Origin of the sequence: Arthrobacter sp. CAN_A6, assembly GCF_015751715.1 — a bacterium.
Taxonomy (GTDB): Bacteria; Actinomycetota; Actinomycetes; order Actinomycetales; family Micrococcaceae; genus Arthrobacter_D.
In genome coordinates, this window is record NZ_JADOUV010000002.1 from 250,827 (window position 1) to 264,232 (window position 13,406).

Annotated in this window: 16 protein-coding genes; 8 read left to right on the plus strand and 8 right to left on the minus strand. The window is 65.6% G+C overall.

The window, feature by feature from the left end; all coding sequences use genetic code 11:
- Positions 1 to 151: 151 nt before the first annotated feature.
- Together IWX75_RS04660 and IWX75_RS04665 are read left to right on the plus strand one after the other, a co-directional pair.
- Positions 152 to 1,435 (plus strand): citrate synthase, encoded by a 1,284-nt coding sequence (locus IWX75_RS04660; RefSeq protein ID WP_196821081.1) that lies wholly within the window; start codon positions 152 to 154, stop codon positions 1,433 to 1,435.
- A 26-nt stretch (positions 1,436 to 1,461) separates the two neighbouring features.
- Positions 1,462 to 1,641 (plus strand): PspC domain-containing protein, encoded by a 180-nt coding sequence (locus IWX75_RS04665; protein ID WP_196821082.1) that lies wholly within the window; start codon positions 1,462 to 1,464, stop codon positions 1,639 to 1,641.
- A 129-nt stretch (positions 1,642 to 1,770) separates the two neighbouring features.
- Here the strand turns inward: IWX75_RS04665 and galE are convergent, their stop codons facing one another.
- The 3 genes from galE to dapD are packed head-to-tail and all read right to left on the minus strand — an operon-like array spanning position 1,771 to position 4,681.
- On the minus strand, positions 1,771 to 2,790 hold the full coding sequence (gene galE / locus IWX75_RS04670; RefSeq protein WP_196821083.1) for a UDP-glucose 4-epimerase GalE: 1,020 nt from the start codon (positions 2,788 to 2,790) through the stop codon (positions 1,771 to 1,773).
- 10 nt (positions 2,791 to 2,800) lie between these two features.
- Positions 2,801 to 3,700 carry a hypothetical protein gene (locus IWX75_RS04675; RefSeq protein WP_196821084.1) on the minus strand — a complete coding sequence of 300 codons (900 nt, stop codon included), beginning with the start codon at positions 3,698 to 3,700 and terminating at the stop codon, positions 2,801 to 2,803.
- 3 nt (positions 3,701 to 3,703) lie between these two features.
- Entirely contained in the window at positions 3,704 to 4,681 is a 978-nt protein-coding gene (gene dapD / locus IWX75_RS04680; RefSeq protein WP_196821085.1) for a 2,3,4,5-tetrahydropyridine-2,6-dicarboxylate N-succinyltransferase, read from the minus strand.
- Positions 4,682 to 4,714: 33 nt separating this feature from the next.
- Between dapD and dapE the strand changes: the two genes are divergently transcribed.
- Positions 4,715 to 5,809, plus strand: a complete 1,095-nt coding sequence (gene dapE / locus IWX75_RS04685; RefSeq protein ID WP_196821086.1) for a succinyl-diaminopimelate desuccinylase — start codon at positions 4,715 to 4,717, stop codon at positions 5,807 to 5,809.
- 29 nt (positions 5,810 to 5,838) lie between these two features.
- Here dapE and IWX75_RS04690 read toward each other — a convergent pair whose 3' ends face one another.
- The 4 genes from IWX75_RS04690 to IWX75_RS04705 form a co-directional block, all read right to left on the minus strand.
- Positions 5,839 to 6,708 carry an amino acid ABC transporter permease gene (locus tag IWX75_RS04690; RefSeq protein ID WP_196821087.1) on the minus strand — a complete coding sequence of 290 codons (870 nt, stop codon included), beginning with the start codon at positions 6,706 to 6,708 and terminating at the stop codon, positions 5,839 to 5,841.
- Complete coding sequence (locus tag IWX75_RS04695) at positions 6,705 to 7,382, minus strand: amino acid ABC transporter permease (protein WP_196821088.1); 678 nt, start codon at positions 7,380 to 7,382, stop codon at positions 6,705 to 6,707. Before IWX75_RS04695 ends, IWX75_RS04690 begins: the two co-directional genes overlap by 4 nt.
- A 78-nt stretch (positions 7,383 to 7,460) precedes the next feature.
- Positions 7,461 to 8,309, minus strand: a complete 849-nt coding sequence (locus IWX75_RS04700; RefSeq protein WP_196821089.1) for a glutamate ABC transporter substrate-binding protein — start codon at positions 8,307 to 8,309, stop codon at positions 7,461 to 7,463.
- A 72-nt stretch (positions 8,310 to 8,381) separates the two neighbouring features.
- Positions 8,382 to 9,158 (minus strand): amino acid ABC transporter ATP-binding protein, encoded by a 777-nt coding sequence (locus IWX75_RS04705; RefSeq protein WP_442858947.1) that lies wholly within the window; start codon positions 9,156 to 9,158, stop codon positions 8,382 to 8,384.
- Between the two features lie 116 nt (positions 9,159 to 9,274).
- Here IWX75_RS04705 and IWX75_RS04710 point away from each other — a divergent pair, with 116 nt between their 5' ends.
- The 5 genes from IWX75_RS04710 (at position 9,275) to IWX75_RS04730 (ending at position 12,687) form a co-directional block, all read left to right on the plus strand.
- The gene (locus tag IWX75_RS04710; RefSeq protein ID WP_196821090.1) at positions 9,275 to 10,066 is read left to right on the plus strand and encodes a TIGR00730 family Rossman fold protein; all 792 of its coding nucleotides are present in this window, start codon (positions 9,275 to 9,277) and stop codon (positions 10,064 to 10,066) included.
- A gap of 25 nt (positions 10,067 to 10,091) precedes the next feature.
- Complete coding sequence (locus IWX75_RS04715; protein ID WP_196821091.1) at positions 10,092 to 10,454, plus strand: DivIVA domain-containing protein; 363 nt, start codon at positions 10,092 to 10,094, stop codon at positions 10,452 to 10,454.
- Positions 10,451 to 11,056 (plus strand): DNA-3-methyladenine glycosylase I, encoded by a 606-nt coding sequence (locus tag IWX75_RS04720; protein ID WP_196821092.1) that lies wholly within the window; start codon positions 10,451 to 10,453, stop codon positions 11,054 to 11,056. The genes IWX75_RS04715 and IWX75_RS04720 overlap by 4 nt, the downstream gene beginning before the upstream one ends.
- Positions 11,044 to 12,267, plus strand: a complete 1,224-nt coding sequence (locus IWX75_RS04725; RefSeq protein ID WP_334684105.1) for a hypothetical protein — start codon at positions 11,044 to 11,046, stop codon at positions 12,265 to 12,267. The genes IWX75_RS04720 and IWX75_RS04725 overlap by 13 nt, the downstream gene beginning before the upstream one ends.
- A gap of 252 nt (positions 12,268 to 12,519) precedes the next feature.
- Positions 12,520 to 12,687, plus strand: coding sequence for a DUF3117 domain-containing protein (locus IWX75_RS04730; protein WP_081737717.1), 168 nt, complete (start codon positions 12,520 to 12,522; stop codon positions 12,685 to 12,687).
- A gap of 52 nt (positions 12,688 to 12,739) precedes the next feature.
- Here IWX75_RS04730 and IWX75_RS04735 read toward each other — a convergent pair whose 3' ends face one another.
- Positions 12,740 to 13,378, minus strand: a complete 639-nt coding sequence (locus IWX75_RS04735) for an O-methyltransferase (protein WP_196821093.1) — start codon at positions 13,376 to 13,378, stop codon at positions 12,740 to 12,742.
- Positions 13,379 to 13,406: the final 28 nt, after the last annotated feature.

A 13,406-nucleotide genomic window follows, 5' to 3' on the forward strand; every position in this document is an offset into this window, starting at 1 on the left:
CGCTGCCGCCACCTTGTGACGGCATAACCACCCGGGCCCGATTAGTGATCGGAGCGCTGATACCGGTAGCGTTTCAGGTGAATATGCCAACCTGCGGATGCAGTCGGGCAAGCGTTGCGAGAATTTCACTCCAGCTCCTGAAGGAGAGTCAATGACTGAGCAGAACAATGCCTCGCTGCACTACAACGGTGGCGAACTGAACCTTCCGACAGTGCCGGCAGTCGAGGGCAACAACGGCTACGACGTCTCGAAACTGTTGAAGCAGACAGGGAACGTCACTTTCGACCCCGGCTTCATGAACACGGCAGCGACGACGTCAGCCATCACCTACATCGACGGCGACGCCGGGATCCTGCGCTACCGCGGCTACCCCATCGAGCAGTTGGCGCAGAACTCGAGTTTCCTCGAGGTTTCCTACCTGCTGATCTACGGGAACCTGCCCACTCCCGAGCAGCTTTCAGCGTTCGACGGCCGGATCCGGCGCCACACGCTGCTGCACGAGGAACTCAAGGGATTCTTCGGCGGCTTCCCGCGCGACGCGCACCCCATGCCGGTGTTGTCCTCAGCGGTCTCCGCGCTCTCCACGTTCTACCAGGACTCCCTGGACCCGTTCGATGACGAACAGGTGGAACTGTCCACGTTCCGCCTGATGGCGAAGCTTCCGGTCATCGCCGCGTACGCGCACAAGAAGTCCATCGGCCAGCCGATGCTCTACCCGGACAACTCCATGAACCTGGTGGAGAACTTCCTGCGCCTTTCCTTCGGGCTGCCGGCCGAGCCCTATGATCTCGACCCGATGATGGTCAAGGCGCTCGACCTGCTGCTCATCCTCCACGCGGACCACGAGCAGAACTGCTCTACGTCGACCGTCCGCCTCGTGGGCAGCTCCAACGCCAACATGTTCGCCTCGGTCTCCGCGGGCATCAACGCGCTCTTCGGCCCGCTGCACGGCGGCGCGAACGAGGCAGTGCTCAACATGCTGCGGGACATCAAGGCCAAGGGCATGCAGCCCGAGGACTTCATGGAGAAGGTCAAGAACAAGGAAGACGGGGTGAAGCTCATGGGCTTCGGGCACCGCGTCTACAAGAACTACGACCCGCGGGCCAAGATCGTCAAGGCCACTGCGCATGACATCCTGGGCAAGCTCGGCGGTAACGACGAACTGCTGGAGATCGCCATGCGGATCGAGGAGAAGGCGCTGGCCGATGACTACTTCATCGAGCGCAAGCTGTACCCGAACGTCGACTTCTACACGGGCCTCATCTACAAAGCGATGGGCTTCCCGGAGAAGATGTTCACCGTGCTCTTCGCCATCGGCCGCCTCCCGGGCTGGATCGCGCAGTGGCGCGAGATGATGCAGGACCCGCAGACGAAGATCGGGCGCCCCCGCCAGCTCTACACGGGAGAGCCCGAGCGGAACTACCCCGCGCGCTGATCCGCGTCCGGTGATAGGTTGCCGGTATGGCTTCTTCATTGGTGCGTCCCCGGAACGGCAAGATCATCGGCGGCGTCTGCGCCGCCCTCGCTGCACGCTTCGGTATCTCGAAGACACTCGTCCGCCTCGGGTTCGTGATCTTCGGCCTGGTGGGAATCGGGGAGCTGGTCTACATCGTGTTGTGGATCACCATCCCCAAGGCCTGATACCGGCCGCACCGTAAAACGACGGGCGCACGGATTTCATCCCTGCGCCCGTCGTTACCCACCGGAGCGCCCTGCCGAACGCTCCTGCCGAGTGACCCCGGCGCCATCCCGCATTCCGCCCCGGCGTAGCTAGGCCCCCGGTGCGTAGCCCTGCGGGTTGCTCTTCTGCCAGCGCCAGTGGTCCTCGCACATCTCGTCGAGCGTGCGGGTGGCCGACCATCCGAGGTCCGCCAGCGCCGAGGACGGGTCCGCGTAGCTGACGGCGGCATCGCCCGGTCGCCGGGGAGCGAATTCATAGGGCACGTCCGAACCTGCCGCGGCTGAGAACGCGGCGAGGACCTCGAGCACCGACGATCCGTTTCCGGTTCCCAGGTTCCAGCGGTGCACACCGCTGTGCCGGGCAAGGTATTCGAGTGCTGCGAGGTGGCCTGCGGCGAGGTCCACCACATGGATGTAGTCGCGGATGCCGGTCCCGTCGGGTGTGGGATAGTCGTTTCCGAAGACCATCACCTTCTCGCGGCGTCCCACGGCGACCTGCGCGACGAACGGGAGGAGATTGTTGGGCGTTCCGGTGGGGTCCTCGCCGATCCTTCCCGACGGGTGTGCTCCCACGGGATTGAAGTACCTCAACAGGGCAACATTCCAGCGCGGGTCGGCAGCTCCCACGTCGGACAGGATGTCCTCGATCTGCTCCTTGGTACGGCCGTACGGATTGACCGCGTCCAACGGCATCTTCTCGATGAGAGGTACTTCCTCGGACGCGCCGTACACGGTGGCGGAGGAGCTGAAGACCATCGTCCGCACGTCGTGCGCGTCCATCACCCGCAGGAGGCTGATCGTGCCTCCCACGTTGTTGTGGTAGTAGTACAGCGGTTTGTCGACGGACTCGCCGACGGCCTTCAACCCGGCGAAGTGGATCACGGCATCCACCTGCTCCTGCTCGAAGACCGCGCCCATCCCCTTCTCGTCGAGAAGATCGACCTGATGGAAGGCCAATCGACGCCCTGCGAGTTCCTCGACGCGTTCCAGGGACGTTTTCGTGGAATTCGTGAGGTTGTCGACCACGACGACGTCGTGTCCGGCTTCCAGCAGTGCCAGCGAGGTGTGTGAGCCGATGTAGCCGCTGCCGCCGGTAACGAGAATTTTCATGCTGTCCAGTCTAGTTGTCCTCCATCGCCGAAGCCGACGGCACCGCAGCGACGGAGATGGTGAGCCCGTCCCCGGTCTCCGCCGGCAGCCACTCGCCCTGATCGCGTGTCCACTGCGAGCCGGAGAACGACACCGAATCGAGGGAAAGGGCATTTGCGTTGGCGACCGCCCAGTGCGCCTCGGCCCAACCCTGCGTTCCCTCGACCTCCCTGGTGAGTGAACCCCCGTCGACGGATCCGGTCCGCTCACCGAACAGGTTCGCCAGCTGGGACACCACCGCTTCAACTGTTCCGGGTTGCTGGGAGTCCCGCAGCACGCAGGTGAGGGATGCAGCGGACTCACCGGTCAGGGCGGAGGCGAACGCCCGGCCCTCCGGCTCATGATCCGCATAGGCGTCGGGGAAAGCACTGCGCTGCACGGTTTGAGCCGCCTCGGTGATGGGAAGGCTTTCGTAGCCCGGAACCCGCACCAGGGCGTCATAGAAGGCGTTGGTGGCATACAGCGGATCCATGATCTGTTCCTCGGTGCCCCAGCCCTGCGACGGCCGCTGCTGGAACAGGCCGCGGGAGTCGGGGCCGGCGTCGTCTCCGTAGTCGATATTCTCGAGCCCGGACTCCTGGATGGCCGTAGCGATCGCGATGGAAGCAGCCCGGGCGGGCAGGCCCCTGGCCACTGCCACACCCGCGATCAGTGCGGCGTTCCGCGTTTGCGATGGCCGGAGCTCGTAGCTGTCGGGACCGACCGCCGCAGAGCACCGCTCGCGGACCAGTACCTGGGTCTCGTTCACCCGGGTCGCAGCAAGGTAGACGGCACCCGCTACCAGGCTGAGGAGCACCACCAGCACGACGGCGGCGCGCGCCCGGCGTCGTCGTCGCGGGGCGGCACCGCTGGAACGGTAGGGGGCGGGCACGCGCTATTGGTTCGCGTGCAGTGCAGGGTTGAGTGCAATCCCGTTGCCCCGGCGCTGGCGGGCTTCGACTACTCCCGTGGAGGAGTTCCGCAGGTAGAGCACTCCTGATTCGCCGGAGAAGTCGGATGCCTTGACCACGGTGCCGTCCTGCAGGGTGAGTTTCGTTCCTGCGGTGATGTAGAGCCCGGCCTCCACCACGCAGTCGTCGCCGAGGGAAATTCCCACCCCTGCCTCGGCGCCGAGGAGGCACCGCTCACCGATGGTGATCGTTTCCTTTCCACCGCCCGAGAGAGTGCCCATGATCGAGGCGCCGCCACCGATGTCGGACCCGTCGCCCACCACGACTCCGGCCGAGATACGGCCCTCGACCATGGAGTGGCCGAGTGTTCCGGCGTTGAAGTTCACGAAGCCCTCATGCATGACCGTGGTTCCCTCGGCCAGATGGGCGCCGAGCCGCACGCGGTCGGCGTCGGCGATCCGCACACCGGCCGGCAGCACGTAGTCGACCATCCGCGGGAATTTGTCCACGGCGAAGACGGTGACCGGCCCACGGGCACGGAGCGCGAGGCGCACTGCATCGAAGCCCCTGGCGGCGCACGGCCCGTGGTTCGTCCACACCACGTTGGCGAGCAGCCCGAACACGCCGTCGAGGTTGATGCTGTTGGGCGCCGCGAGACGGGAGGACAGCAGGTGGAGGCGAAGATAGGCGTCAGCGGCATCGACCGGAGCCGCGTCGAGCTCCGACGTCGTCTCCACTACCGTGGATGTGGTCCGCCGCAGCGCATCCGGGCCTGCGGCGGCAAGGCCTGCCAGGTTTTCGCGCAGTGCGCCATCGGCCTGCGCATCCGCTGCGCCGAGGCGGGGAGCGGGATACCAGACGTCGAGAACGTTGCCGTCGTCGTCGAGGGTGGCGAGGCCCAGGCCGCTGGCCGTCCTCGGGCTGTCGGCAGTGCGGGAGGCAGTCGGTGCGATCTGGGTCATGGCCACCAGTCTACCGAGGGATAATGTTGGACCATGACTGAGCCCCACGCCCCTGCCCTTGACCTCACGTCGGATGTGGCGCTCCTGACAGCCCGGCTGATCGACCTCGAAAGCGTTTCCGGCAACGAGCTTGCCCTCGCTGACTGCGTGGAAGCCGCGCTGCGGGCGCTCGACCACCTTGAAGTCGTCCGGGACGGTGACTCGGTGATGGCGCGCACCACTCTCGGACGCGACGAGCGGGTCATTCTTGCCGGGCACCTGGACACGGTTCCCCTTCCCTCGGCGCCGGGCGCGCGGGGAACCGTCCCCGCTTCCTGGGACGGTGGCGTGCTGTACGGAAGGGGGGCCACCGACATGAAGGGCGGGGTCGCGGTGCAGCTCGCCCTGGCTGCTGCCCTGACCGACCCCGCCCGGGACATCACCTTCATCTTCTACGACCACGAGGAGGTCGAGGCGTCGCTGAGCGGCCTCGGCCGGCTGGCGGACGCCTATCCCTCCTGGCTGGAGGCGGACTTCGCCGTCCTGCTCGAGCCGACCGACGGAACCGTCGAGGGCGGGTGCAACGGCACCGCGCGCTTTTCCGTCACCACTACGGGTAGGGCCGCGCACTCCGCCCGGGCGTGGATGGGCGAGAACGCCATCCACGCGGCCGCCGAGGTGCTTGTACGGCTCCGCGACCACTCCCCGGCCACGGTGACGGTGGACGGGTTGGACTACCGCGAAAGCCTCAACGCCGTGAAGATCGTCGGGGGGACTGCGGGAAACGTGATTCCCGACGCCACGGTCCTCGAGGTGAATTACCGCTTCGCACCGGACAAGACGCCCGACCAGGCCGAGCAGTACGTTCGGGAGCTCCTCGAAGGGTTCGACGTCGAGCGCACGGATGCCGCCGCCGGGGCCCGCCCGGGACTGCAGCACCCGGCGGCCGCCGACTTCGTCGCCGCTGTGGGCGCCGAGCCGAAGCCCAAGTACGGCTGGACCGACGTGGCGAGGTTCAGCGCCCTGGGCGTCCCCGCAGTCAACTTCGGACCCGGCGATGCGCTCCTGGCGCACACCGACGACGAACATGTGCATGCCGAGGCGATCCGGGAGTGCCTGCGGGCACTTCGGACGTGGCTCTCGTCCTGAGCCGGGGCCTCAGACCCGGGCGGTGAAACTCAGGTACTCGCCGCATCCATGGCTATTACGCCGTCCTGCTTCGTCGTCTTCGCTTTGCCCTTGGTCCTGAAGCTCAGCAGCGTGGAGAGCCGGGAGGCGATCGAGGAGACGGCGAAGTTGATGATGATGAAGATCACCGCCGAGATGAGCAGGGCCTGCAGGAGGTTCCCTTCACCGACCCCGAGCCGCCGGGCGTTCTGCAGCAGTTCGGAGTAGCCGATGATGTAGCCCAGCGCCGAGTCCTTGAGGATGACGACGAACTGGCTGACCAGCGCGGGGAGCATCGCGATCAGGGCCTGGGGAACCTCGATGCTGCGCAGCGACTGGAGCGGCGTCATACCGATGGCCATGCCCGCTTCGCGCTGGCCCTTGGGAAGACCCTGAACGCCAGACCGAATGAGTTCGGCGATCACGGAGCCGTTGTAGAGCGTCAGCGCCACGACGACGGCGAGGAACGCGGGGTCGGTGACGGCATCGATCCGGCCGAAGCCCAGCCAGAGGAAGATCATCATGAGCAGCACGGGAATGGCGCGCAGGAACTCGACGATCACGCCGGCCACCGCCCGGATCGGCAGGAAGTGCGACAACCGCCCCATGCCGAAGACCAGGCCGAAGAGGATCGAGGTCACGACCGCGATGGCCGCCGCCTTCAGGGTGTTCAGCAACCCCGGAAGGATGAAGAACTCCCATGTTCGGCCTTCGAGGAATGGTGTCCATTTGTCGGCTGCCAATTGGCCTTTCCCCCCCAGGAGAAAGACGACGTAGGCAACGAGTGCCAGGATCAGGGCTATCCCGAGGATATTGCCCAGGAGTATATTGCGCCGCGCTCTGGGCCCGGGAGCGTCGAAGAGGACCTGCTGCACGCTCATCGAGCCACCGCCAATTTCCTGGATGCCCAGGTTGTGAGAAGGCCTACGGGGATCACGATGATCACGAATCCGAGGGCGAAAGTGAGGAAGATCGGAATCACGAGGTCTCCACGGAATTCGATCATCGTTTTCATCAGGCTCGACGCTTCAATGGCCACCGAGCCCGCCGCAGCCACCGTCGAGTTCTTGATGAGGGCGATGAGGACGTTGCCCAGCGGGGCGATGGCTCCGCGGAACGCCTGGGGGAGGATGACGAGCCGGGCGGCCGGCAGGAAGCTCAGGCCGATGGCGCGCGCCGCCTCCGCCTGGCCGAGGGGGACGGTGTTCACGCCACTTCGGATCGCCTCGCAGACGAACGCCGCGTGGTAGAGGGACAGGCCGAGGATCGCGAGCCGGAAGAAATTGAGGTTGAAGTCCTCGGTGAGTGAAACCTGGAGCTGGCCGAACAGGCCGAGGACCCCGAAGGCGATGATGATGGTGAGCGGTGTGTTCCGGAAGATGTTCACGTACGCTGCACCGACGAACTGCAGGCTGGCGATAGGGGAGATCCGGAACAGGGCCAGGAGGGTGCCGAGCAGCGTCGCCCAGATGGCCGCCCAGAAGGTCAGCTGGATGTTGGCCCAGAAGGCCGCGGGCACGTCATAGGTTTCGAACAGCGTGAGATAGTTCTCCACGGTCCACCTCTTCTCGAGTGTTGAACATGCGTCGGTGGGGTGGTCCAGAAAGGACCACCCCACCGACAGAGGTAGGTGCTACGCGCAGTCGTCCGGCGTCGGCGGGTTCAGCTCGTCGTTGAACGTGTAGTCGGCGCCCTCGGTGTTGGCCGTGATCGCTTCCTCCCACGCGCCTTCGTCGATCATCTTGGTGATGGCTTCGTTGATGGCTTCACAGGTGGTGTTGTCCTGGGGAAGGCCCACGCCGTAGTTCTCCTCCGAGAACGGCGCACCGACAACCTTGAACTGTCCTGCATTCGATTCCTGCGCGGCAAGGCCGGCGAGGATGATGTCATCGGTGGTGGCGGCATCGATTCCGCCGCCGGCCATCAGGCTCACGCACTCCGCGTAGCCGGGCTGCTCCACGAGGTTGACCCCGGGGTAGGTGTCCTTGATCTTCTGCGCCGAGGTGGAACCGGTGACGGAGCAGAGGTTCTTGCCCTCGAGGTCCTCGGGGCCGCTGATCGAATCGTCATCGGCACGGACCAGGAGGTCCTGCCCGGCGACGAAATACGGACCGGCGAAGGCGACGGTCTCCTTGCGCGCGTCCGTGATGGAGTAGGTCGCGAAGATCATGTCCACCTGGCCGTTGCTCAGCAGGTTCTCGCGGTTGGCCGAGGGAGCCTCGCTGAATTCGATCTGGTCCTCGGAGTAGCCGAGCTCGTTGGCGACGTATTTGGCGACGTCGACGTCGAAGCCCGAGTACGAGCCTCCCTCGTCGAAGCCTAGACCCGGCTGGTCGAACTTGATGCCGATGCGGATGGTCTCTCCGGAGCCCTCGGCTTCGCCGGTGGCCTCAGCGCCACCGCTGTCGCCTCCGCCACAGGCCGAAAGGGTGAGTGCTGCTGCGGCAGCGATGGCAGCCGCAGCGTAACGGGTCTTGCGCATTGATTTCTCCTTGAATTGTGGCCCTGAGGGCCTGGACGGGTGATGAAAGCTTCTGGTCCTGCGGTGAAAGAATCAGTGGGCGAGGATTTTACCCAGGAAGTCCTTCGCCCGGTCGCTCTTGGGATTGGTGAAGAACTCCTCCGGCGTCGCCTGCTCGACGATCTGGCCGTCGGCCATGAAGATCACGCGATCGGCGGCCTTCCGGGCGAACCCCATCTCGTGGGTGACCACGATCATGGTCATCCCTTCCTTTGCAAGCGACACCATCGCGTCGAGGACCTCGTTGATCATCTCGGGATCAAGCGCCGAGGTGGGCTCGTCGAACAGCATGACCTTCGGCTGCATGGCGAGGGCCCGGGCAATGGCCACGCGCTGCTGCTGGCCGCCCGAAAGCTGGGCAGGCAGCTTCTGAGCCTGGTTGTCGACACCCACCCGCTTCAGGAGGGACATCGCCAGGTCCTTGGCTTCGCCGCTCTTCATCCCCTTGACCTTCACGGGTCCGAGCGTCACGTTCTCGAGAATCGACTTGTGCGCGAACAGGTTGAAGGACTGGAACACCATTCCGACGTCGGCACGCAGTTTCGCCAGGGCTTTGCCCTCGGCGGGGAGCACCTTGCCGTCCACCCGGATTTCGCCGTCGTCGATCGTTTCGAGCCGGTTGATGGCACGGCACAGCGTTGATTTTCCGGAACCCGACGGTCCGATCACCACAACTACTTCTCCGCGGGCGACTTCCAGGTTGATGTCCTGCAGGACATGGAGGTCGCCGAAGTGTTTGTTGACGTGCTTCAGCGAGACCAGCGGCTCTCCCGAGGGCACGGATGTAGACGGTTGCGGTTCACTTGTCATGGATAGAATCTAGCGAACTATCGCCCGTTGGCAATCCACCTGCGCCCAAAGCGGGTAATCGTGATTCAAGAGCAACCAAAGCCGGTGTCGCAATTGGAATCGCATAGCCTTGGGGAATGCCTCACATTCATACCTCGAACGACGACGAGAACGCAGGCCGGGCCGCCCGGGCGGACGAGCCCCGACGGCGCGGGCAGGTCGAGTTGCGGCGGAGCCAGGCGGCGGTGCCCCAATCGGACAGCTACCTGCTCGACGCCGATGACTCGGCCCCCTTCACCAAGACCGATCCGTGGCGGGTGCTCCGCATCCAGAGCGAATTCGTCGAGGGATTCGGAACCCTCTCCGAGCTGGGACCGGCAATCAGCGTGTTCGGTTCGGCCCGCACCTCGCGGGATTCGCCGTTCTACGCCATCGGAGAGGAAGTGGGCCGGCGGCTCGTGGGGGCCGGTTACGCGGTCATCACCGGGGGAGGCCCGGGCGCCATGGAGGCCGCCAACAAGGGTGCGTGCCAAGCCGGCGGGATGTCGGTGGGGCTCGGAATCGAGTTGCCGTTCGAACAGGGGATGAACGAGTGGGTCGATCTCGGGATCAATTTCCGGTACTTCTTCGCGCGGAAGACCATGTTCGTGAAGTATGCGCGGGGATTCGTCGTGCTGCCCGGCGGATTCGGGACGCTGGATGAACTGTTCGAGGCCATGACGCTCGTGCAGACCAAGAAGGTCACGTCCTTCCCCATCGTCCTGGTCGGGGTGGCCTACTGGACGCCGCTGCTTGACTGGGTCAGGGACACGCTCCTGGTAGAGGGGACGGTGTCGCAGGCCGACATCGACCTGGTTCACCTTGTCGACAGCGCGGAGGAGGCCGTGCGCTTCGTGGTCGCGGACACGGGAGGGGCAGCAGCGCGGTGAGCCGGCACTCTGGCACGATTACCCAGTGACCACCTTCCTCGTCTTCCTGTCCGTGGCACTGCTGGGATTGACCGCCGTGCTGGCCTCCGGTTACCGGCCGTTCTCCCGGTGGACGGGCAGGGATGACGTCGATGGAGAGGGCAGTGGCGTGCGGCTCGCGGAGATGGGGCTGGTGGAACCGGTGGCGTCCCTGCCTCCTGTCCTCCTGCCTGACCAGCCGACGTCCGCCGACGTCGACCGCGTGGTGTTCAGCCTCGGGCTGCGCGGCTACCGGATGGACCAGGTTGACCAGGTCCTCGACCGGCTGGCGGCCGCCCTCGCGGAGCGTGATGCCGTCATCGAGCAGCTGACGTCGGGAATCAGCGAAACGGAGGATTCCCGTCCATGAGCGGAGCCGTGCGTGGATCGGACGGACGGTTGAGGTGCGCGTGGGCCGTAGCGAGTAGTGACTACGAGCTTTACCATGACCTCGAGTGGGGCCGCCCGGTGGTGGGGGAGCCCGCACTGTTCGAACGGCTCAGCCTTGAGGCCTTCCAGTCCGGCTTGAGCTGGATCACCATCCTGCGCAAGCGGGAATCCTTCCGCACGGCGTTCGCCGGGTTCGATCCTGCGGCGGTGGCGCAGTTCGGGAACGACGACGTCGCGAGGCTCATGGCCGACGCCGGGATCGTCCGGAACCGCGCCAAAATAGTCGCCACGGTCGCGAATGCGCGGGCATTGCTGGCGCTGGCCGACGGCGTCACCCTCGCAGGCATCCTCGCTGCTCACCGCAAGCCCGATGGTCCCGCGCCGGCCACCATGGACGCTGTGCCGGCAATCACGCCCGAGAGCACCGCATTGGCCAGGGAACTCCGTGCGCGCGGCTTCCGGTTCGTGGGGCCCACCACGGCCTACGCCATGATGCAGGCTACCGGATTCGTGAACGACCATGTGGCGGACTGCTGGGTGAGGACTGACGATCTGCAGGATCCGGGCCAGTGCCGGCCTTGAGCGGCAGCCGGTCGATCAGCCGGGCCGGACCGGCCCGCTGGCACTGGGCGGTCCAGGTGCTGGCCATCTTCGCCCTGGGCCGAGCGATCTCCCTGGGAATCCTCGTCTGGGCGGCGGGAGCGCAAGGCCCGAGCCCGTGGGGAGGAGCCGCCCCCGGCTATGGCGCCTTCATCAATTACTGGGACAGCGGGTGGTACCAGCAGGTTTTCGACGACGGCTACCCGGAAGTGCTTCCCCGGAACGCGGATGGGGTGGTGGTGCCGAACCAATGGGCCTTCTATCCGCTCTTCCCCGGGCTGGTGCGGCTGATCGACCAGATCTCAGGGATCGGTTGGGGCGCGGCGGCCCCGTTGGTCGCCGTCGTCTCGGGGTTCGCGGCCTCGCTCGTGGTCTACAGGCTTTTTCGGCTTCGGGCGGGCCACCAGGACGCGCTCTGGGGCGTGGGGCTGATCGCGGTCTCCCCGGTCTCCCCGATCCTCCAGATCCCCTACGCCGAGTCCCTTCACCTTCTCCTGCTCGCGTCGTCGCTCTATCTCGTCGCGAGACGGCGCTACCTCACCGCAATACCAGTGGTGCTGGCCATGTGCTTCTCACGTCCGGCAGGAGTTCCCTTTGCCGTCCTCCTCGCAGGCCTGCTCGTCTTCGAGTTCCTGCGAGGACGAGGGAAAGGGACGCGGTGGTTCGGGGATGTAGCGACGATGCCGGGCACCATCCGGTTGGCGGTACTCACCGCGAGTACCGGAATCGGTGCGCTCGCCTGGCCCATTGCCGCATGGGTGTCCACGGGTCAATTCTCGGCGTACGTCGAAACCGAGACGGCGTGGCGTGAGGAGGAGCTGTCACCCTTCACGCCCTGGCTGGCCGCGGCGTCGTACTATTTCGGGACGGTGCTGGGAACCGTCGCGGTGGCCGTGCTGGCCGTTGGATGCATACTCCTGCTGCGGGCCCCTGCCGTCCGGCAACTAGGCGCGGCGATGCAGCTCTGGTGTGCGGCCTACCTGCTGTATCTTGCCGCCTTCTGGAATCCGCAGACCAGCACCTTTCGCATTCTGCTTCCGTTGTTTCCCCTGGCGCTTTCCGCGATCCTCATCTCCCGGAACCGGCGGTATCGATGGACTCTGGCCGTCGTCTCGGTGCTCCTGCAGGTGGTGTGGGTCGCCTGGTTGTGGACCTGGTCGCCGATCACGCCCGAGGGGGACTACCCGCCCTAGGCCGGCGCCACGCCCGTCGCCACGCCCGTCGGTGAAGGCCGGCGCCCACGCCGCGAGGCGGCATGGTGACCAACCCGTCGGTGCGCATGGTGTGACCCACGCCCCAGGGGAATTAGTCCGGCGGCAGATTGTGCTGAATAATGTTTTGATGACGCGCACCGCGGAGATGAATTGTTTTTCTCCGGATCAGGTGCACCGCTTACCGTCGCGTTGCCGGATACCCGACACGCATTGTTGAAAGGGACACTCCTTATGGCTGCCATGAAACCGCGAACCGGCGATGGGCCGATGGAAGTCACCAAAGAGGGCCGTAGCCTGATCATGCGGGTTCCGATCGATGGCGGAGGCCGACTCGTCGTGGAACTGAACGCCGAGGAGGCAGGGAAACTGAAGGACTGCCTCCTGACGGTGACCGGCTGACCGGACAGATCACCCGACCGGTCACGCCACGGGCCGCTGGCCTGACAACCGGCTAGGATCGCCGCTTCACTGCGAGGAGTAGACCCGTCCCGGTCGGCAGCACAGTGGACAGCAGTTGATCGTTGTCCCGTACCACCCGTCCTACCTGGCGAAGCACGTTCGTCGAGGAATCGCGGACTGCGGGGTCGGAAACGCGGTCCTCGTCGAGTGCGTCGTTGACGATCAGCATTCCGCCCGGCTTGAGCAGGCGGACGGCCTGGTCCACATAAAGGGGCAGCCCGGATTTGTCCGCGTCAAGAAAGACGAGGTCATATGCCGCGTCGGTCAACCTGGGGAGGACGTCGGCGGCGCGGCCGGAGATCGTGCGCGTGCGGTTGCTCGGCACACCCGCTTCTGCGTAGGCTTCGCGGGCCGTACGGAGGTGGTCGACGTCGGAATCGATCGTGGTCAGCACCGACTGCGGCCCGAGTCCTCGGAGAAGACACACGCCGGAAACTCCTGCTCCTGCACCGACCTCGACGGCCGTCTGTGCCTTCGAGCCCGCTGCAAGGACGGTCAGGGCAGCCCCGACTCCCTGCGAAACAGGGGTGACTCCCAATTCGTGGGACCTGTCCCTGGCCCGGAGGAGCACGTCATCCTCAGCCGGCAGGCTTTCGGTATAGGACCAGCTGCTTAGTTTGTCGGCGGCCATGGCGTCCATTCTGTCGATGTCCTGGAGA

Excerpts from the sequence above, each read along its gene's own strand:
- IWX75_RS04710 (WP_196821090.1), top strand. The coding sequence starts at position 9,275 with ATGCCTCACATTCATACCTCGAACGACGACGAGAACGCAGGCCGGGCC.
- IWX75_RS04700 (WP_196821089.1), bottom strand. The coding sequence starts at position 8,309 with ATGCGCAAGACCCGTTACGCTGCGGCTGCCATCGCTGCCGCAGCAGCA.
- IWX75_RS04720 (WP_196821092.1), top strand. The coding sequence starts at position 10,451 with ATGAGCGGAGCCGTGCGTGGATCGGACGGACGGTTGAGGTGCGCGTGG.
- IWX75_RS04730 (WP_081737717.1), top strand. The coding sequence starts at position 12,520 with ATGGCTGCCATGAAACCGCGAACCGGCGATGGGCCGATGGAAGTCACC.
- galE (WP_196821083.1), bottom strand. The coding sequence starts at position 2,790 with ATGAAAATTCTCGTTACCGGCGGCAGCGGCTACATCGGCTCACACACC.
- IWX75_RS04660 (WP_196821081.1), top strand. The coding sequence starts at position 152 with ATGACTGAGCAGAACAATGCCTCGCTGCACTACAACGGTGGCGAACTG.
- IWX75_RS04735 (WP_196821093.1), bottom strand. The coding sequence starts at position 13,378 with ATGGCCGCCGACAAACTAAGCAGCTGGTCCTATACCGAAAGCCTGCCG.
- IWX75_RS04690 (WP_196821087.1), bottom strand. The coding sequence starts at position 6,708 with ATGAGCGTGCAGCAGGTCCTCTTCGACGCTCCCGGGCCCAGAGCGCGG.
- dapD (WP_196821085.1), bottom strand. The coding sequence starts at position 4,681 with ATGACCCAGATCGCACCGACTGCCTCCCGCACTGCCGACAGCCCGAGG.
- IWX75_RS04665 (WP_196821082.1), top strand. The coding sequence starts at position 1,462 with ATGGCTTCTTCATTGGTGCGTCCCCGGAACGGCAAGATCATCGGCGGC.
- IWX75_RS04705 (WP_442858947.1), bottom strand. The coding sequence starts at position 9,158 with ATGACAAGTGAACCGCAACCGTCTACATCCGTGCCCTCGGGAGAGCCG.
- dapE (WP_196821086.1), top strand. The coding sequence starts at position 4,715 with ATGACTGAGCCCCACGCCCCTGCCCTTGACCTCACGTCGGATGTGGCG.